Below are 17,648 nucleotides of genomic sequence, written 5' to 3' on the forward strand. Positions count from 1 at the left end.
AAAGATTTTATACTGCTATTTGCGGGCTAATAATCATTGGGGGATGAACAAAATCTGCACTTTATAGAATTCATATGAGATTTATATTTCTAATTCAATTTGCATAAGGAGTGTGTGAAATGAATCGCGAAAAAAGTTCTTTATATGAAGAAAAATCCGAGCATTATTATAATGCAGCGAATCCGAATTTATTAAAGCATATAAAAAAGGAATGGAAAGAAGTTCTTGATATTGGTTGCTCGAGCGGTGCATTGGGAGCAGCTATTAAAGAAAACGGTACACGTGTATCAGGAATAGAGGCATTTCCAGAGGCGGCAGAAAAAGCGAAGGAAAGACTAGATCATGTTATTTTAGGGGATATAGAAAAAATAGATCTTCCTTATGAGGAGGGGCAATTTGATTGCGTCCTATTTGGGGATGTATTAGAGCATTTATTTGATCCGTGGGCTGTGATTGAAAAGGTTAAGCCATATATAAAGCAAAATGGTGTGATTTTAGCAAGTATACCAAACGTTGCTCATATTTCAGTATTAGCTCCCTTACTTGCTGGAAATTGGACGTATACAGAATATGGTTTATTAGATAAAACACATATTCGTTTCTTTACATTCAATGAAATGCTAAGAATGTTTTTAAAAGCAGGATATTCAATTAGTAAAGTAGATCGTGTATATGTTGATCATAAAATGTATGAGCCGCTTATTGAGGAGTTATATGGAATTTGTAAAAAATATCGTCTTGGAAGTGGCTTCATGGCTGAGACAGTTGTATTTCAGTATATTATTGAAGCTGAAAAATCACAATTATGAGTGCTGCAGACAAAACAATATTATTTGTTACATGCATAAATGATCGGAAATTGTATGCAAACTGCGTGCGACATATATTGCAATTGTTAGTACCGCCAGGGTATATTGTCCAATTTATGCCGATTCGAAATGCGAAAAGTATGACGAGTGGATACAATCAAGCCATTTCGCATCCAGCGAAGTATAAAGTGTATTTACATCAAGATGTTTTTATTATAAATAGGGCTTTTTTATACGGATTACTTCAATTATTTGAGGAACATGAAAACCTTGGGATGATTGGGATGGTTGGAGCGCAATATGTTCCTCCGACTGGCGTATGGAACGAAGGGCGTGGAATTGTAGGAAAAGTCATTGGTTATATGAATGATTTGTTTTATATGGCAAGTTTAGAACAACCGTATCATGAATCAAAAACATTTATTCCTGTAGAATGTATTGATGGTTTATTAATGGCGACACAATATGATGTTCCGTGGCGAGAAGACTTATTTGACGGATTTGATTTTTATGATGTATCTCAATCATTTGAATTTAAAAAAGCAGGATATACAGTCGGTGTACCTGTACAGCGCGATGCTTGGTGTATCCATTATCATTTTGATGTGAATATGACGAACTATGAAAAGTATCGGAAAATATTTGTGGAACACTATATGTCAGATGTAAATAAGGAAGAATAAAAGGGGGGACAAAAATGAAAGATCATACAATATTAGTCGTTGTTTGTGTAAATAATGAGGAGCTTTTCAAACAATGTGAGAGCCAAATAAGAAACATTTTTGTTCCCTCTGGTTATGTCGTGCAAATTTTTCCGATACGAGATGCGCAAAGTATGGCAAGTGCATACAACCGAGCCCTTTCATATCCAGCGAAATACAAAGTGTATATACATCAAGATACATATCTTATTAATCGAGACATGTTTTCTACACTTATATCTCTTTTTAAAGAAAATGAAAAGCTTGGTTTAATAGGAGTCGCTGGGGCTCAGTTTTTACCGAATAACGGGATATGGTGGGAAGGAAAAAATTTAGTAGGGAAAGTGATTGAGTATAGAAGACGGAATTATCAATTATTAAATTTAGATCAGGTTTTTTATGGTAATCAACCATTTTTGTCAGTTCAGGCAATTGATGGTTTATTCATGGCAACGCAGTATGATATTCCGTGGCGAGAAGATTTGTTTCAAGGGTTTCACTTTTATGATGTGTCACAGTCTTTAGAGTTTCAAAGGGCTGGTTATTTAATTGGTATCCCAAATCAAGCAAATTTATGGTGTATTCATTACAACGGGGATGAGTTTGATGCGGATACATATGAGAAGTACCGGAAAGTGTTTGTAGAACATTACAAAGATATATTATCTCCATCATAAAGGAGAGATGAAAAGTGAAAGGAATTATTTTAGCAGGTGGTACTGGATCGAGATTATATCCAATAACGAAAGTAACGAATAAACATTTACTTCCTGTTGGTCGGTATCCGATGATTTATCATGCGGTATATAAGCTAAAACAATGCGATATTACAGATATTATGATTATTACGGGTAAAGAGCATATGGGGGATGTTGTTAGCTTTTTAGGGAGTGGTCATGAATTTGGAGTGTCCTTTACGTATCGTGTGCAAGATAAAGCGGGCGGGATCGCACAGGCGTTAGGGCTTTGTGAAGATTTCGTCGGGAATGATCGTATGGTAGTTATATTAGGGGATAATATTTTTTCAGATGATATTCTTCCGTATGTTGAAGAGTTTGCAAATCAAAAAGAAGGTGCGAAAGTGCTATTGCAATCTGTAGAAGATCCCGAAAGATTTGGCGTAGCACATATTCAAAACCGAAAAATAGTTGAAATTGAAGAAAAGCCGAAAGAGCCGAAAAGTTCTTATGCGGTTACGGGAATTTATTTGTATGATTCGAAAGTCTTTTCTTATATTAAAGAATTAAAACCTTCTGCACGGGGAGAACTTGAAATTACAGATATAAATAATTGGTATTTAAAACGAGGGGTACTTACTTATAATGAAATGAGCGGCTGGTGGACTGATGCGGGAACTCATGCTTCGCTTCAAAAGGCGAATACGTTAGCGCGTGATATTAATTTTGGGAAACAGTTTAACGGAGAATAGGTGAGAATATGAAAGTTGTAGAAACAAATTTTACCGATGTAAAATTGTTAGAACCGAGGTTGTTTGGAGACGAGCGTGGCTTTTTTTCAGAGAGTTATAATAAGCAGGTGCTAGAAACATTAGGGATAACGTATTCATTTGTACAGGATAACGTATCTTATTCGGCTAAGGCAGGAACGATTCGGGGACTACACTTTCAAAAAAAACCGAAAGCACAAACGAAACTCATTCAAGTTATGCAAGGGGCAATTTATGATGTTATCGTTGATTTACGAAAAAAATCACCAACATTTAAACAATGGAAAGGATATATTTTAAGTGCAGATAACCATCGACAATTACTAGTGCCAAAAGGGTTTGCGCATGGATTTTGCACGCTTGTTCCGCATACTATCGTTATGTATAAAGTAGATGAATATTATAGCGCAGAGCATGACTCAGGATTACTTTGGGAAGATAAAGATTTAGCAATTCCTTGGCCAGTAACCGATCCTATATTGTCCGATAAGGATCAGATATTACCATTATTAGAGGAATATGAAGATAGTTTTTAAGTAGGAGCGTTGTTTATGAATATATTAGTAACAGGTGGGGCTGGATTTATTGGAAGTAATTTCGTTCATTACATGCTACAAAGTTATGAAACATATAAAATTATTAATTACGATGCATTAACATATAGCGGGAATTTAAATAACGTAAAATCTCTTCTGGATCACCCGAATTACTCTTTTGTAAAGGGAGAAATTCAAAATGGAGAGCTATTAGAACACGTTATAAAAGAGCGAAACGTACAAGTGATTGTAAATTTTGCAGCCGAATCACATGTGGACCGTAGTATTGAAAATCCGATTCCTTTTTATGATACAAATGTAATTGGGACGGTCACTTTATTAGAACTAGTTAAAAAATATTCGCATATAAAACTTGTGCAAGTATCAACGGATGAAGTGTATGGCTCTTTAGGAAAAACAGGGAAGTTCACAGAGAAAACGCCGTTAGCTCCAAATAGTCCATATTCTTCAAGTAAGGCGAGCGCGGACATGATAGCTCTATCTTACTATAAAACATATCAATTACCGGTTATAGTAACGCGTTGTTCTAACAATTATGGACCGTACCAGTATCCTGAAAAATTAATTCCATTAATGGTTACGAATGCACTAGAAGGAAAAAAACTACCGTTATATGGTGATGGTTTAAATGTAAGAGATTGGTTACATGTAACGGATCATTGCAGTGCGATTGACGTTGTTTTGCATAAGGGACGTGTCGGAGAAGTATATAATATAGGTGGAAATAATGAAAAAACAAATGTAGAAGTTGTGGAACAAATTATTACTCTTTTAGGAAAAACAAAAAAAGACATTGAATATGTTACAGATCGTTTAGGGCACGATCGTCGTTATGCGATTGATGCAGAGAAAATGAAGAATGAATTTGATTGGGAACCGAAATACACGTTTGAACAAGGATTACAAGAGACGGTGAAATGGTATGAAAAGAATAAGGAATGGTGGAAACCACTAAAAGATTAGTAAGGGGCATGTTAAATGAAAGAGAGGGTTATCATAACAGGAGCAAACGGTCAATTAGGAAAGCAACTATTTGAAGAGTTAGACTCTGAAGAATATGATATATATCCATTTGATAAAAAGTTATTAGATGTGACAAATATATCCCGAATACAACAAGTGGTACAAGAAATAAAACCACATATAATTATTCATTGTGCTGCCTATACGAAAGTAGATCATGCGGAGAAAGAACAGGATTTTGCGTATAGAATAAATGCAATCGGAGCTCGAAATGTAGCGGTTGCTTCACAATTAGTAGGGGCGAAGCTAGTTTATATTAGTACTGATTATGTATTTCAAGGCGCCAGACCAGATGGATACGACGAATTTCATAGTCCAGCGCCGATAAATATATATGGGGCCTCTAAGTATGCGGGGGAGCAGTTCGTCAAAGAGTTACATAATAAATATTTTATCGTTCGCACATCGTGGCTATATGGTAAATATGGGAATAATTTTGTGAAAACGATGATGCGATTAGGAAAAGAAAGAGATGAAATATCTGTTGTAGCGGATCAAGTTGGCTCTCCTACGTATGTGGCGGATTTGAATATGGTTATTAATAAGCTCATTCATACTTCTTTATACGGTACATACCACGTATCAAACAGAGGCTCATGCTCTTGGTTTGAATTTGCACAAAAGATATTTTCGTACGCCAATATGAAAGTGAATGTATTACCTGTTTCAACGGAAGAATTCGGGGCTGCGGCTGCGAGGCCCAAATATTCTATTTTTCAACATAACATGCTACGATTAAATGGTTTTTCACAAATGCCGTCTTGGGAAGAAGGATTAGAGCGGTTTTTTATAGAAACCAAAAGTCATTAACAAATTTCTGTTAATGACTTTTTTGTTTGCCTTTAAGCGGTTTTATGGTACTATAATTATAGTATCAGGTACTAATAACAAGTATAAGTATTTCTGGGAGGATATATCATGGAACTATTACAAGGGAAAACATTTGTTGTTATGGGCGTTGCGAACCAAAGAAGTATTGCATGGGGAATAGCTCGCTCTTTGCATAATGCAGGTGCAAAATTAATATTCACATATGCAGGAGAACGTTTAGAAAGAAACGTTCGTGAATTAGCGGACACATTAGAAGGACAAGAATCACTTGTATTACCTTGTGATGTAACGAATGATGAGGAACTTACAGCTTGCTTTGAAACAATTAAACAAGAAGTAGGTACTATTCACGGTGTAGCACATTGTATTGCTTTTGCAAATCGCGATGACTTAAAAGGTGAATTTGTAGATACTTCTCGCGATGGATTTTTACTTGCACAAAATATTAGCGCATTCTCTTTAACAGCTGTAGCAAGAGAAGCGAAGAAAGTAATGACAGAAGGCGGAAATATTTTAACATTAACATACCTTGGCGGCGAGCGCGTTGTGAAAAATTATAACGTTATGGGTGTTGCGAAAGCTTCATTAGAAGCGAGCGTGAAATATTTAGCGAACGATTTAGGTCAACACGGTATTCGTGTTAACGCTATTTCTGCAGGACCAATTCGTACGTTATCTGCAAAAGGTGTAGGCGATTTCAACTCAATCTTAAGAGAAATTGAGGAGCGCGCACCACTTCGTCGTACAACAACTCCAGAAGAAGTTGGGGATACAGCAGTATTCTTATTCAGTGATTTAGCACGCGGTGTAACAGGAGAAAACATTCATGTTGATTCAGGGTATCATATCCTAGGATAAATATAATATTAATTTTTAAAGGACAATCTCTAAATGCTGAGATTGTCCTTTTTATTTGTTCTTAGAAAGAACGATTTTTAACGAAAGTTCTTACCATGTGATGAATATAACTATAATAGTACACGATTTATTCAGCTACGTATGGAAGTGGGAGGGACGAGTGTGAAGAATAAAAATAAAAGTTCAACAGTTGGAAAACCGTTGTTATATATCACGCAAGTAAGTTTAGAACTTGCTGCACCGAAAATAAAAAGAATTATCCTGACAAACTTTGAAAATGAAGATCAAAAAGAGAAAAGTAATAGACAAGAAAATATTGTAAGAAGTGCTGTGGAAGAGGTAATAGAACAAGAACAACAAGAAGAGCAGCAAGTGGAAGAAAAAATAGAAGAAGAAAAAGAAGAACACATAGAACAAGAAGAGCAAGAACCAGAACCAGTAAGAACTGTCCCGTATAATAAATCATTTAAGGATATGAATAATGATGAAAAAATTCATTTTTTACTAAACCGCCCTCATTACATTCCGAAAGTAAGATGCAGAATAAAAACAGCTACAGTCTCATATGTTGGATCGATCATATCGTATCGTCATGGCATTGTATCTATTATGCCGCAAAATAGTATGAGAGATATTAGGTTGTCTATAGATGATATCCAATCGATTAGTATGGCCGGTTTTTAAATATGTAAAGGTGGTAGAAAGCTTCTACCACCCCAATAGTTTTTTAGTTTACTTTACGATAGAAACGTCGCGTAAGCATTGAATCGCACAGAAACAGCTTAAATCAACAGTAATGCAAGTAGTTGTAGATATTAATCTTGCATTTGGTACAGCTAAAAACGTACAAATTGGATCGTCACCAGGTGGTACCGGAGTACCGTCACCTAATACTACAGTTAATACACGTAGCACAGCACAGCTATCATCATCTACACTTTCCACACGGAAAATTGGAGATCGGCAGCTAGTAAGGCTTGAAGATGGTGCAAATGCTTCAAAAGGTTCTCCAGTTTTTGTGTATAAAATAAAAGGGCGTGTATTTGCTACTGATGCAGTATTGTGTGCACCTAAAAATGGGATTTCACAACCAGATCCACATGTTGTTGTAGAACAATCTTGTAATTCATTGATGAATTTTACAACGTCAACTACACAATGAGAAGAGCCATGGTGTTTATTTTCGTTACAACTCATTAATGTCACTCCTTATCTTCTTGTTTGTATTTACATTAATAAGATATTGGAGTCGAGGAGATTTGGTCACAATCTCAAGACCTTTTTTTTTAAATAGGCGAAAGAGGATAAGGGTAGGTGGAATTATGCTGTTTACAAGCTGGCTTTTATTTTTTATTTTTGCGTTAGCTGCTTTTAGGCTCACTCGTTTAATTGTTTATGATAAAATTACAGCCTTTTTGCGAAGACCATTTATTGATGAATTAGAGATTACGGAGCCGGATGGAAGTGTATCAACGTTTACAAAAGTGAAAGGTAATGGATTAAGAAAGTGGATTGGCGAATTATTAAGCTGTTATTGGTGTACAGGTGTATGGGTTAGTGCTTTTTTATTAGTCTTATATAATTGGATCCCTATCGTTGCGGAACCGTTACTTGCATTATTAGCTATTGCAGGAGCGGCAGCAATCATTGAAACAATTACAGGATATTTTATGGGAGAATAATATATTTTCATAATACGAGAAAAAGCGGAGTTTAAAAGAATGAGGGAACGGAAATAAAGAGTTGTTCATATAGTAAATAGACAGAATTGACAGTAGAGGAGATGTTTGCTGTGAGCAATAATCTAAGGCAGAATTCATATGACCTGCAGCAGTGGTATCATATACAGCAACAACACCAAGCACAACAACAGGCATATCAAGAACAATTACAACAACAAGGATTTGTGAAGAAAAAGGGATGCAATTGTGGGAAAAAGAAGAACACAATAAAACAATATGAAGAATGAAACACTCATGCTACTGTGAGTGTTTTTTATTATATATAAAAAGCGGTATTTCTGTATAAGAAATACCGCTTTTTACTAGCTAATTTGTGCAACTGTTAATGCTGCAGCACGAATGTCTACAGTTCCAATTAACTGAACTGGCACAATTTGAATTAAGTCACCAGGATTTAAGTTAATAAGAATAACACCGCTGGATACGTCTACTTCACCAGTACCAATAACGTTAGAACGAACTGCTGTACCTGATCCAGGAATAATGTTAGCTGGTGTATTTAATGATAAGAAGAAACGACCAGCTTCTGGTGCAGTAGGTACGTTATCAAGACTAATTGTTAATGTATAACTAATTTGATAAATACCAGCTCGTAGAATTCGAATGCCATCTCCGACACTTACTGTATCATTTATTACAGGAACAGTAATATTTGGGTTTGGACTTACGCTAGGTAATAATAGTGGTGTAAATAGTGAAGCAAACTGAGGTGCAGACGCGTTGAAAGCAAAACCAAAGGCAGGTAGTGTACTAGCTGGCTTCGCCTCACAATCGATTTTAGTAAATTCGCAATCAGAAGAGAACATGTTTTTCACTCCTTTATCTGTTTCTACTTTCAGTTAATGAAAAGGACAGGTTCTATGTTCTAGACAAGTTCCCAATTTTAAGAAATTTACATAAGAATACTCGTTAAGCATGGATTGGGTGGCAGAATACTCTGCCACCCAATCCATGCTTAACTCATTATTTAGTTTTAAATAGAAACATCGCGTAAGCATTGAATAGCGCAGAAGCAACTTAAATCAACAGTAATGCAAGTGGAGGTTGATATTAGTCTTGCATTTGGTACAGCTAAAAACGTACAGATTGGGTCGTCACCAGGTGGTACAGCGGTACCATCACCTAAAACTACAGTTAATACACGCAATACAGCACAGTCATCATCATCTATACTTTCTACGCGGAAAATAGGAGATCGGCAGCTAGTAAGGCTTGAAGATGGTGCAAATGCTTCAAAAGGTTCTCCAGTTTTTGTGTATAAAATAAAAGGACGTGTATTCGCTACTGATGCATTGTTATGTGCACCTAAAAATGGAACTTCGCAACCAGATCCACATGTTGTCGTGGCACATTCTTGTAGTTCATGTATAAAACGAACAACATTCGATACACAGTTGAAATCACACTCATGTTGATGATCTTCATTACAATTGCAGCTCATTATGTTCACTCCTTCTCGTGAGTTCTGACATACACTATTACAATATGAGTGGGATATGGCTGATATTACGTTAATTCTCACGATAAAAACAAGGAATTTATATAGGAGGGATGTACATAACGTGATATAAAAAAAGACATCCTTATTTAGTGGATGTCTTTTCAGGTAAATCTTTTCGCACAGTATATAAAAAACGAGATATATCTAATTTCTTTCCTCTGAAAAATTGCGGAGAAGAAATGTAAAGTTCTTCTTTCGCACGTGTAATGGCAACATAAAGTAATCGGCGTTCTTCTTCTAACGCTTCAGAAGTTTCCGTAACACGATCATTTGCATCTTTTAAAGAAGAAGTATGAGGCAGGATTCCATCACTCGCTCCAAGTAAAAAGACACATGGAAATTCAAGGCCTTTTGCGTTATGAATTGACATAAGTGAAACGGCATCTTTTTGCGGCATTGTTTTTAATGCTTCCATTTCTTTTTGACCTTGAATCGCCTCGTCGATAAATTGTAAATAAGCTGGAATATCGGTGAAACGAGTTGCAGACTCCATTAATTCTTCCAACATTTCTTCTTGTATGTCTTTATGCATTGTAAAGGAAGAACGATCGTTACTTTGTAAGTACTCTAAATATTTTCCTTTACCATGAATGATTTCTTTTAATGCTTTTTTCGGTTCTAATTCTTTAATAAACTTAATAAAATCGATGCGCTCATTTACCTTTTTCACTTGAAAAGGTTTTAAGCTTGGATTTAATAGTAAGAAATGAAGAAGAGAAGGGAAGCGCCCCTCACCATATTTCCATTGTTCACGTTCAATAAATGAAATACAATCATCACGTCCGATATACATCGTCGGCAATATGTTTGAAAGTGATTCTAGTCGAAACGGCTCAATCACGAGTCTTAAATGATCTAATACAGGCTTAATTAAAGAATGTTCATAAAATGATTGGCTCGCTCCGTGTTTAATAAACGGGATTTTATGAATGGTAAGCTGATCAAGTAACGAACGACTTACAGAATGTGTGCGATACAGTAAACAAAAATCTTTAAAGTTACGTTCACCACTCTCTACTTTTTCTTGAATAAGCTGCAAAATTTGATTTGCTTCATCAAGAGTCGTAGCAGGTCTTGCATAAAAAGGTTGTACACCTTCCTCACGAACAGAGTATAGCTCTTTATCAAAACGTTCTTGATTTAATTTTATAACTTCATTTCCAAGCCCGACGATAAAGGGATTGGATCGATAATTCGTATTTAGTGCAATGATTGTTGTGTTATCAAATTCTTTGGGAAAAGATAAAATAATTTGGTGACTTGCTCCTCGCCAGCCGTATATCGCCTGGTCGTCATCACCTGCGATAAATAAATTATTTCTTGGCGTGGCTAACAATTTTACGATTTCATATTGTGCATACGATGTATCTTGAAACTCATCTACTTCAATGTAGTGAAAACGTTGTTGTAATTGAGTTAGTAAAGGAGCATTATTTTCTAACATATAATATGTTTCCAATAAGATGTCATCGAAATCAATATAATTGTATCTTTGTTTTACCTCTTCAAAACGTTCGTATACTTCTTTAAATTCTTGTTCGACTGGTGTTTTCGCTTTTACATCTTTCGGACGATTTAATTTGTTTTTCTCAAGTGAAATCATCGCGAGCATCGTTTCAGCATCATAATCGTCTTTTAAACGCAATTCTTTTAAGATTTTCTTTATCATAATTTGTTTATGTTTTTCATTTGCTAAAATTTGCTGATTATAACCTTGGCTACGAAGCAATTTTAAGAAAACAGAGTGGAATGTACCAGCAACAACATAGCTACTTGCTGCATGATTCATACCCGGTAACTTCGCAACACGACTTCGTATTTCTTCAGCTGCTTTTTGTGTAAATGTAAGTAATAAAATATTTCGTGGATGAACTTGTTTTACATTTACTAAATAACCAACGCGAGTTGTTAAAACAGATGTTTTCCCGCTTCCGGCACCAGCTAGTGTAAGAACAGGACCTTCTGTTGTACGCACGGCTTCTAATTGTTTTTCGTTTAAAAAAACATTTTGTTGCTCGAGAGCGCGGAAATAAGCCGCATCTACATCTTCTTCCATAATTAAATGGGTAGATGTTTTCGGAATATGATATGTCGCACGCGGAATATCAGCGTGTGTTAACGATTTTTGTGAAAATTTTTCTTGTGTCATATGTTCACCTTCAAAACTATAGCATCAACATTTAACTTTAGCGGAAGAAAAAGAAAATAGCAATGTAAAAAAACAGGAGGGGTCACCTCCTGCTTTCAAATTACAATTCTTTTATCATTACGACGTGCGGGATATTTGCTTCCATAAATACATCAGAACTTGTTACATATCCAAGTTTTTTATAGAAATCTTCAGCATGTGTTTGAGCGTGAAGTTTCAATTTCGGTAGCGAATTTTCTTTTGCATACGCTTCAAGCGAATCCATAATAATTTTTCCGATGCCTTTTTTACGATGGGAATTTAGCACGCAAATGCGTTCCATTTTTCCTATACCATCAAGGGTGCGAAAACGTCCAGCACCAACTGGAACATCATTGTCATATATAACAACGTGTGTTGAAGTTTCTTCAAACTCATCGTACTCTTCTTCAGCAGAGACACGTTGTTCATTTACAAACACTTGTTTACGTACAGAGAATGCATCTCTTAGTTGTTCGTCCGTTTGTACAATCTGTGCGTGCAAATTAGTTGTTCCCCTTTCCAAGACGGAATGTTTCGTGTACAGTCCATGTTCCATTTTCTAATTGATATAGAAGATGGAAACGATCAATTGGTTGTTCGTAATAGAAATCTTTCATACGTAATCGGCCCAACACATCAGCATGCTCTGCATCTGATAAGCCTTGTCCGATTGTTAAATGAGGTACGAAAGCATATTCGCGTTCTTGCGTGAATAACCCGCTATGCATTTCTTCATTTAAGAAAGTAAGTTCAGGTGTTTTTTCTACTTTAAAGTAAAGGACGTTATTAACAGGTGCGAATGAACCAACTTTCCCAACATGAAGGGTGAAAGGGTTCGTTTTACTTGCGATTGTATGTAACTCGTTTACAATCGACTCTAATTGTTCATCTTGCGCCTCAAAGGGTGTTTTCAATGTAATATGTGGCGGAACTAATGCGTAGTGCGGGTCATAACGTTTACGCAATCCGTTCGCTTTATCTTGAATCATTTTAGATGGAAAAATTACAATGCCTAATTTCATGTTCCAATTCCTCCCTTTGTAAGTCTAGTTAGATTTTGAGATAAATAAATCTCTTTATCTATTATATCAAATTATTCTGAATACTGCTCTCTATTATTTCATTGATAGAATATGAGAGAAGGCTTTCGGTAAATCAGTCTGCCAATATTTCCAAGTATGATTGCCTTCAAATTCCTCATAATGCGTGATGAAGTTTCTATCTGTAAGAAGCGTATTTAACTCACGGTTCGGCCCTACGAAATCAGATACTTGTCCATCAGTACGCTTTACAGCCGTTTCTTCTGTACCGATGACGTGATACAGTTCTAACGCCTGTGGATCTTTGAATTCTTTTGCTAAGTTCATCACTGTCTCATCCACAAATGGTGATTGCATAACGACTTTACCGAATGTATGCGGATACATAAGTGCAGTCATAAAGGAAACTGTTCCGCCAAGAGAATCACCAATTAAAACACGACCTTTTCCCATTTGGTACGTTGGATAATTTTCATCAATATATGGTGCAAGTTCATGAGCAAGGAAACGAATATATGCAGCATTTTTTACTTCATTTGGGAAATATTTTTCTTTACGATCATGTACATTTTTATATGGAATACCGACAATAATTGTACGGTCAATTTCTTCGGTTTCACGAAGGCGCTCAATTACACGGTGCGCTTTACCAAGCTGAAAATAATCTCTACCATCTTGTGCAATTACAACTGTATGTTTGTGCAGTGGTGTGTAATTTACTGGTAAATAAACGAGAAGTGTAACATCTTCTTGAAGTGATGCGCTATAAAATGAAATTTCTTCAATTCTCCCTATTGTTTGACTCATGTAGATCCCCCTAAATAAAAATTTACTGTAACGATTGTAAGAGCGACGCTTGTAGTGAAAAGGAAAGAAATATTCACTAATTGGTGCCTTAATTTCTATTTTACCATAATGGTACGAAGAATCTAAAAAATTAGTATTTAAGTTGCGAAAGAAAACGGATATAATGAAGTGGGATTTTTGACAGGTGAGAGGGGAGACAGGATTTGAAACAAGAAAAATCAATCGCACTACCATTAGCAATTTCTATAATTGCCATTTCCTTTGCAGCAGTTTTTGTAAAGATGTCCTCAGCACCATCTTCAATATTAAGTATGTACCGCTTATGGATTATCGTACTTATTATGCTGCCTATCGTATGGAAAAAAAGAGAGGAATTTAATAGGATTCAAATGAAAGATTGGGGCTTTTTAATTGGATCTGGTTTCTTTTTAGCACTGCATTTTCTTTTATGGTTTGAATCTTTAAAGCATACAACAGTTGCTAGTTCAACAATTATTTTGGCACTTCAACCAATCGTATCTTTAGTTGGAGGTTTTTTTCTATTTAAAGAAAGAACAACATATTCAGCCATTGCAACGATGGGAATCGCTATTTTAGGAGTAATGTGCATTGGTTGGGGAGATTTAGGTTTAAGTAAGCAAGCAATTTATGGTGACATATTATCCTTTCTAAGTGTAATAGCGGTTGTCGGTTATTTATTTATCGGGCAAACGACAGTGAAGAAAGTATCGCACTGGATTTATAGCTTTACAGTCTTTGCGTTCGCAGGTCTTTTTATGGGGATTTATAATGTTATATTACAAGTACCCTTTACAGGTTATACGAAGTGGGATTGGACTGTTTTTCTTTTACTTGCGGTTGTGCCGACAGTGTCACATGTAATTAATAACTGGCTATTAAATTATGTAAATGCAACGACAATTTCAATGAGTATTTTAGGAGAACCTGTTGGAGCATCTATACTTGCGTTCTTCTTACTTGGAGAAAAATTAAATGCAATGCAAATGATCGGTAGCATGCTCGTATTGTTTGGTGTATCTGTTTTCTTAATGCAGCAACAAAAGCGAACAGCAAAAAATGTCGTAAACGAGCCAGTGTATACACAGGAATTATAGTGTTAGGGGAGAAAAGAGAAGTTATGATACTTCTCTTTTTGTTTTATAGAAATGCGGGCGTAGAAGGGGGAGGAAAATGGAAGAGATATTAAAGAAGTATATGAATAGATTTACAACACTAAGTGAAGAAGAGCAGCAAATGATCCTCAGGGAATTACAAATTGAAGAATATAAAAAAGGAACAGTGCTCCTAAGACAAGGAAATGTTCCGTTAAAATGTTATTTTGTATTAAAAGGATGCGTTAGGCAACATAGTATAGATGAAGCAGGGAAAGAAGTTACATCAAATTTTTATACAGAAGAACAGGCAATTTCGAATTTCAACCATCATAAACAAGATAAATCTTCATCTTTTTTTATTAACCTTGTAAAAAGTAAAAACTAAAATATTGAAATCAAGTAAAAGAGTGGCTACGAAGCCACTCTTTTACTTTGGATTTGTCATATAAGGTTGTACATGAATGACACATAGGTCACGAAATTTGCCTTCAGCAGTTGTGACAATTACGACTGCTTTACCTGCACTTTTTCCAGTAATCGTCACGGTGTCACCTTTTGGATATATGGTGATGATATCAGAATTCATATTTGACCAAATAAGCTCTTTATTCGTTGCTTGTATTGGTAAAATGGAAGCTGATAACACAATGTTTTGTCCCGTTTTTATTTTTAATTTATGTTTTTCCATATGAACACCGATGACTGAAATAACAGAAGGAGCAATTGAAATTTTAGGCGGGTTAGGTTGCATGTTTAAACAAGACGCAGAAGTATTTGTGATAGGTGAAAATTTTCGTGTTTGTTGTTGCTGGAAAGCTGCTAACATGTTGGAGTCCCCTTTCTGTATAAGTGCTGATACTCATACTATAAAGGAGTAGTGTTATGTTAAATTTAACGAAACATAAAGAATTTGTTAAATTTGATAAAAAGATTGTCGAACTGTAAAAAATCTCTGCTGTTATGATAACAGCAGAGATTTTTTTATAAATTATGACGATGTTGTTTTTCGAAATCCTCAAATTGCTCTTTAACTTCTTTTGAAGGTTGTGTTAGTAAACTAACAATTACGATGGCTAGTAAACTAATAGCGAAACCTGGAATCATTTCATATAAGAAATCTTTTAAGAATTTGAATTGAGTCCATATAATAACAGTAGCGGCACCAGAAATCATACCGGCAAGTGCGCCCCACTTCGTCATACGTTTCCAATATAAGCTTAATAAAATAGCAGGTCCGAATGAAGAACCAAATCCAGCCCAAGCGTATCCAACAAGAGCTAAAATCGTATCATTTTGTTTAAACGCTAATGCGCACCCAACTAATGCAATAACAAGTACAGCCATACGACCGACAAATACAAGTTCTTTATCAGATGCAGAACGTTTGAAGAATGTACGATATAAATCTTCAGTTACAGCACTAGAAGTAACGAGTAGCTGTGATGAAATTGTACTCATAATCGCTGCTAGAATGGCTGCTAATAAAAATCCAGTAATAAGTGGATGGAATAAAATTTTCCCAAGTTCAAGGAAAATTGTCTCTGGATTAGATAATGTCAACTCTTGTTGTGAGTAGTAAGCAATACCGATAAGACCAGTAAACATAGCTCCGACAACAGAAAAAATCATCCAGCTCATACCAATTCTTCGTGCGCTTTTCAGTTCTTTTACGGACGAAATCGCCATAAAGCGTACGATAATATGAGGTTGTCCAACATAACCAAGCCCCCATGCGAATAAAGAAATCATTCCTAAAGTAGAGGCACCTTTAAAAATATCTAAACGTGTTGGATCTACAGAGCGGATTGTATCAAATGCAGGTCCAAGTCCATTCGAATTCATAATTGTTACGATAGGAACAAGAATAAGAGCGACTACCATAATGATTCCTTGCACGAAGTCTGTCCAACTTACTGCTAAGAACCCACCAAATAATGTGTAAGCTACAACAACGCCTGCAACAATGAATAATCCAACGTGGTAGTTCATACCAAATGAATTTTCAAATAATACAGCGCCTGAAACTAATCCTGAAGCTACATAGAAAGTAAAGAAAATCATAATAACAAGTCCAGATACTAAACGTAGCATATGAGATTTGTCGTGGAAACGGTGTTCCAAAAATTCTGGAATAGTAATAGAGTTATTTGCAATTTCTGAGTAGGTACGTAAGCGAGGAGCAACATAAAGCCAGTTTGCGTATGCGCCTAGTGTTAGGCCGATCGCAATCCAACTACTACTTAATCCAACGCTAAACATTGCACCTGGTAATCCCATTAAAAGCCAACCACTCATATCGGATGCTCCAGCACTTAATGCCGTTACTGCGGGGCCTAGTGTACGCCCGCCAAGCATATAATCTGTTAAGTTGGACGTTCGTTTATAGGCGAAATAGCCGATTACTAACATCCCGAGCATGTAAATAGAGATTGAAGTTAAAGTTAACATCTGCGTACTCATGAAGTTCCCCTTCCTTTTGTCATGTCTTTTGATGCGTTATGCATATTTATCCCGCATAAACGGGCAGTAAAACTCCCACCTTAAAATTGGCTGGGCAAGGAAGTTAGGTGGGAGAGCAACTGCCCGTAAATGCCCGATTGATTTAACTAATAATCAGTGGGATGAACAAACCCCTACTGATTAAAGTTTCACTTTATAATCTATCATGATTATTCTGAAAAATCCATATAGAAATACGAATTTTCAGAAATGTAAGCGTTTTTTGATGTCATTTTACTTTTTTAATATATAATATTCATACAAAAAACCTTATTTTTAATAGAGTATTTATTATATTTACATAAAAAGAGGTTGTTTTGTCAATATAATATTGAAAGGAAAGAAAAATAAAATTTTTGAAAAAGTATTGACTTGTGAAAAAAGTCAGGTCTATAATGAGTGCAACTTAAAAAAAATGCAAGCGTTGATGAAGAAGAGTACACATGATGAACATGTCAGAGAGCTGATGGTTGGTGCGAATCAGTATGGAATTGATGTGGAATGGGCTTCGGAGCTTCCAAACCGAAACGAAAGAAGTAGGCTTTGGC

At 35.8% G+C, this 17,648-nt stretch carries 21 protein-coding genes, 1 pseudogene and 1 other annotated feature (1 of these 23 running past the window's edge); of the genes and pseudogenes, 13 read left to right on the plus strand and 9 right to left on the minus strand.

Annotation, left to right across the window (positions count from 1 at the left end):
• Window positions 1-119 precede the first annotated feature (119 nt).
• The 9 genes from HFD78_RS02070 to HFD78_RS02110 all read left to right on the plus strand — a co-directional run bounded on the left by HFD78_RS02070 (window position 120) and on the right by HFD78_RS02110 (window position 6,910).
• The gene (locus HFD78_RS02070) at window positions 120-809 is read left to right on the plus strand and encodes a class I SAM-dependent methyltransferase (protein ID WP_001078432.1); all 690 of its coding nucleotides are present in this window, start codon (window positions 120-122) and stop codon (window positions 807-809) included.
• Window positions 806-1,492, plus strand: a complete 687-nt coding sequence (locus HFD78_RS02075; protein WP_001271187.1) for a glycosyltransferase family protein — start codon at window positions 806-808, stop codon at window positions 1,490-1,492. Before HFD78_RS02070 ends, HFD78_RS02075 begins: the two co-directional genes overlap by 4 nt.
• Window positions 1,493-1,506: 14 nt before the next feature.
• The gene (locus tag HFD78_RS02080) at window positions 1,507-2,187 is read left to right on the plus strand and encodes a glycosyltransferase family protein (RefSeq protein ID WP_000651529.1); all 681 of its coding nucleotides are present in this window, start codon (window positions 1,507-1,509) and stop codon (window positions 2,185-2,187) included.
• Window positions 2,188-2,201: 14 nt separating this feature from the next.
• Window positions 2,202-2,939 (plus strand): sugar phosphate nucleotidyltransferase, encoded by a 738-nt coding sequence (locus HFD78_RS02085; protein ID WP_000676160.1) that lies wholly within the window; start codon window positions 2,202-2,204, stop codon window positions 2,937-2,939.
• Window positions 2,940-2,947: 8 nt separating this feature from the next.
• The gene (gene rfbC / locus HFD78_RS02090; RefSeq protein WP_000869431.1) at window positions 2,948-3,493 is read left to right on the plus strand and encodes a dTDP-4-dehydrorhamnose 3,5-epimerase; all 546 of its coding nucleotides are present in this window, start codon (window positions 2,948-2,950) and stop codon (window positions 3,491-3,493) included.
• A 15-nt stretch (window positions 3,494-3,508) separates the two neighbouring features.
• A complete protein-coding gene (rfbB, locus tag HFD78_RS02095; RefSeq protein ID WP_001024163.1) occupies window positions 3,509-4,477 on the plus strand; it encodes a dTDP-glucose 4,6-dehydratase in 969 nt (322 codons plus the stop codon).
• Between the two features lie 15 nt (window positions 4,478-4,492).
• Window positions 4,493-5,347: a dTDP-4-dehydrorhamnose reductase gene (rfbD, locus tag HFD78_RS02100; RefSeq protein ID WP_000664647.1), complete on the plus strand. Its 855-nt coding sequence runs from the start codon at window positions 4,493-4,495 to the stop codon at window positions 5,345-5,347.
• A gap of 108 nt (window positions 5,348-5,455) precedes the next feature.
• Window positions 5,456-6,226 carry an enoyl-ACP reductase FabI gene (gene fabI, locus HFD78_RS02105; protein WP_000421885.1) on the plus strand — a complete coding sequence of 257 codons (771 nt, stop codon included), beginning with the start codon at window positions 5,456-5,458 and terminating at the stop codon, window positions 6,224-6,226.
• A gap of 141 nt (window positions 6,227-6,367) precedes the next feature.
• Window positions 6,368-6,910 (plus strand): spore coat CotO family protein, encoded by a 543-nt coding sequence (locus HFD78_RS02110; protein WP_002196304.1) that lies wholly within the window; start codon window positions 6,368-6,370, stop codon window positions 6,908-6,910.
• Between the two features lie 48 nt (window positions 6,911-6,958).
• On the opposite strand, the gene exsY is transcribed toward HFD78_RS02110, so the two are convergent.
• Window positions 6,959-7,423: an exosporium assembly protein ExsY gene (gene exsY, locus HFD78_RS02115; RefSeq protein ID WP_001277743.1), complete on the minus strand. Its 465-nt coding sequence runs from the start codon at window positions 7,421-7,423 to the stop codon at window positions 6,959-6,961.
• Between the two features lie 125 nt (window positions 7,424-7,548).
• On the opposite strand from exsY, the gene HFD78_RS02120 reads away from it, so the two are divergent.
• Together HFD78_RS02120 and HFD78_RS02125 are read left to right on the plus strand one after the other, a co-directional pair.
• Window positions 7,549-7,908, plus strand: coding sequence for a DUF1360 domain-containing protein (locus tag HFD78_RS02120; RefSeq protein WP_000899664.1), 360 nt, complete (start codon window positions 7,549-7,551; stop codon window positions 7,906-7,908).
• A gap of 101 nt (window positions 7,909-8,009) precedes the next feature.
• On the plus strand, window positions 8,010-8,195 hold the full coding sequence (locus tag HFD78_RS02125) for a hypothetical protein (protein ID WP_021727509.1): 186 nt from the start codon (window positions 8,010-8,012) through the stop codon (window positions 8,193-8,195).
• A 75-nt stretch (window positions 8,196-8,270) separates the two neighbouring features.
• Here the strand turns inward: HFD78_RS02125 and exsF are convergent, their stop codons facing one another.
• From exsF to HFD78_RS02155, 6 genes are all read right to left on the minus strand, one after another.
• Window positions 8,271-8,774: an exosporium protein ExsF gene (exsF, locus tag HFD78_RS02130; protein WP_000492943.1), complete on the minus strand. Its 504-nt coding sequence runs from the start codon at window positions 8,772-8,774 to the stop codon at window positions 8,271-8,273.
• Between the two features lie 167 nt (window positions 8,775-8,941).
• Window positions 8,942-9,409, minus strand: coding sequence for a spore coat protein CotY (gene cotY, locus HFD78_RS02135; protein WP_001277719.1), 468 nt, complete (start codon window positions 9,407-9,409; stop codon window positions 8,942-8,944).
• Between the two features lie 142 nt (window positions 9,410-9,551).
• Complete coding sequence (locus HFD78_RS02140) at window positions 9,552-11,618, minus strand: ATP-dependent helicase (RefSeq protein ID WP_000191204.1); 2,067 nt, start codon at window positions 11,616-11,618, stop codon at window positions 9,552-9,554.
• Window positions 11,619-11,718: 100 nt separating this feature from the next.
• The gene (locus HFD78_RS02145; RefSeq protein WP_000543306.1) at window positions 11,719-12,141 is read right to left on the minus strand and encodes a GNAT family N-acetyltransferase; all 423 of its coding nucleotides are present in this window, start codon (window positions 12,139-12,141) and stop codon (window positions 11,719-11,721) included.
• A 1-nt stretch (window position 12,142) separates the two neighbouring features.
• A complete protein-coding gene (locus tag HFD78_RS02150; protein WP_000765863.1) occupies window positions 12,143-12,661 on the minus strand; it encodes a YjcG family protein in 519 nt (172 codons plus the stop codon).
• Between the two features lie 93 nt (window positions 12,662-12,754).
• On the minus strand, window positions 12,755-13,486 hold the full coding sequence (locus HFD78_RS02155; RefSeq protein WP_000084013.1) for an alpha/beta hydrolase: 732 nt from the start codon (window positions 13,484-13,486) through the stop codon (window positions 12,755-12,757).
• A 203-nt stretch (window positions 13,487-13,689) separates the two neighbouring features.
• On the opposite strand from HFD78_RS02155, the gene HFD78_RS02160 reads away from it, so the two are divergent.
• Entirely contained in the window at window positions 13,690-14,601 is a 912-nt protein-coding gene (locus HFD78_RS02160; RefSeq protein WP_000806941.1) for a DMT family transporter, read from the plus strand.
• A 76-nt stretch (window positions 14,602-14,677) separates the two neighbouring features.
• Window positions 14,678-14,950, plus strand: a pseudogene (locus HFD78_RS02165) (Crp/Fnr family transcriptional regulator); the annotation flags it as partial.
• 78 nt (window positions 14,951-15,028) lie between these two features.
• Here HFD78_RS02165 and HFD78_RS02170 read toward each other — a convergent pair.
• The gene (locus HFD78_RS02170) at window positions 15,029-15,427 is read right to left on the minus strand and encodes an Ig-like domain-containing protein (RefSeq protein ID WP_000878734.1); all 399 of its coding nucleotides are present in this window, start codon (window positions 15,425-15,427) and stop codon (window positions 15,029-15,031) included.
• 155 nt (window positions 15,428-15,582) lie between these two features.
• Window positions 15,583-17,061, minus strand: a complete 1,479-nt coding sequence (gene putP / locus HFD78_RS02175) for a sodium/proline symporter PutP (protein WP_000107211.1) — start codon at window positions 17,059-17,061, stop codon at window positions 15,583-15,585.
• Window positions 17,062-17,515: 454 nt separating this feature from the next.
• Window positions 17,516-17,648 (plus strand) — a binding site (T-box leader) (it continues 105 nt past the right edge of the window).

Source organism: Bacillus sp. EKM501B, from assembly GCF_011800505.1.
GTDB classification, from domain to species: Bacteria; Bacillota; Bacilli; order Bacillales; family Bacillaceae_G; genus Bacillus_A; species Bacillus_A cereus.

What these genes read in the sequence shown, in the direction of transcription:
- HFD78_RS02170 (WP_000878734.1), bottom strand. Translation starts at nt 15,427, where the DNA reads ATGTTAGCAGCTTTCCAGCAACAACAAACACGAAAATTTTCACCTATC.
- HFD78_RS02070 (WP_001078432.1), top strand. Translation starts at nt 120, where the DNA reads ATGAATCGCGAAAAAAGTTCTTTATATGAAGAAAAATCCGAGCATTAT.
- HFD78_RS02125 (WP_021727509.1), top strand. Translation starts at nt 8,010, where the DNA reads ATGTTTGCTGTGAGCAATAATCTAAGGCAGAATTCATATGACCTGCAG.
- HFD78_RS02150 (WP_000765863.1), bottom strand. Translation starts at nt 12,661, where the DNA reads ATGAAATTAGGCATTGTAATTTTTCCATCTAAAATGATTCAAGATAAA.
- HFD78_RS02120 (WP_000899664.1), top strand. Translation starts at nt 7,549, where the DNA reads ATGCTGTTTACAAGCTGGCTTTTATTTTTTATTTTTGCGTTAGCTGCT.
- fabI (WP_000421885.1), top strand. Translation starts at nt 5,456, where the DNA reads ATGGAACTATTACAAGGGAAAACATTTGTTGTTATGGGCGTTGCGAAC.
- HFD78_RS02155 (WP_000084013.1), bottom strand. Translation starts at nt 13,486, where the DNA reads ATGAGTCAAACAATAGGGAGAATTGAAGAAATTTCATTTTATAGCGCA.
- rfbB (WP_001024163.1), top strand. Translation starts at nt 3,509, where the DNA reads ATGAATATATTAGTAACAGGTGGGGCTGGATTTATTGGAAGTAATTTC.
- rfbC (WP_000869431.1), top strand. Translation starts at nt 2,948, where the DNA reads ATGAAAGTTGTAGAAACAAATTTTACCGATGTAAAATTGTTAGAACCG.
- exsY (WP_001277743.1), bottom strand. Translation starts at nt 7,423, where the DNA reads ATGAGTTGTAACGAAAATAAACACCATGGCTCTTCTCATTGTGTAGTT.
- cotY (WP_001277719.1), bottom strand. Translation starts at nt 9,409, where the DNA reads ATGAGCTGCAATTGTAATGAAGATCATCAACATGAGTGTGATTTCAAC.
- HFD78_RS02140 (WP_000191204.1), bottom strand. Translation starts at nt 11,618, where the DNA reads ATGACACAAGAAAAATTTTCACAAAAATCGTTAACACACGCTGATATT.
- rfbD (WP_000664647.1), top strand. Translation starts at nt 4,493, where the DNA reads ATGAAAGAGAGGGTTATCATAACAGGAGCAAACGGTCAATTAGGAAAG.
- exsF (WP_000492943.1), bottom strand. Translation starts at nt 8,774, where the DNA reads ATGTTCTCTTCTGATTGCGAATTTACTAAAATCGATTGTGAGGCGAAG.
- HFD78_RS02080 (WP_000651529.1), top strand. Translation starts at nt 1,507, where the DNA reads ATGAAAGATCATACAATATTAGTCGTTGTTTGTGTAAATAATGAGGAG.
- HFD78_RS02075 (WP_001271187.1), top strand. Translation starts at nt 806, where the DNA reads ATGAGTGCTGCAGACAAAACAATATTATTTGTTACATGCATAAATGAT.
- putP (WP_000107211.1), bottom strand. Translation starts at nt 17,061, where the DNA reads ATGAGTACGCAGATGTTAACTTTAACTTCAATCTCTATTTACATGCTC.
- HFD78_RS02110 (WP_002196304.1), top strand. Translation starts at nt 6,368, where the DNA reads ATGGAAGTGGGAGGGACGAGTGTGAAGAATAAAAATAAAAGTTCAACA.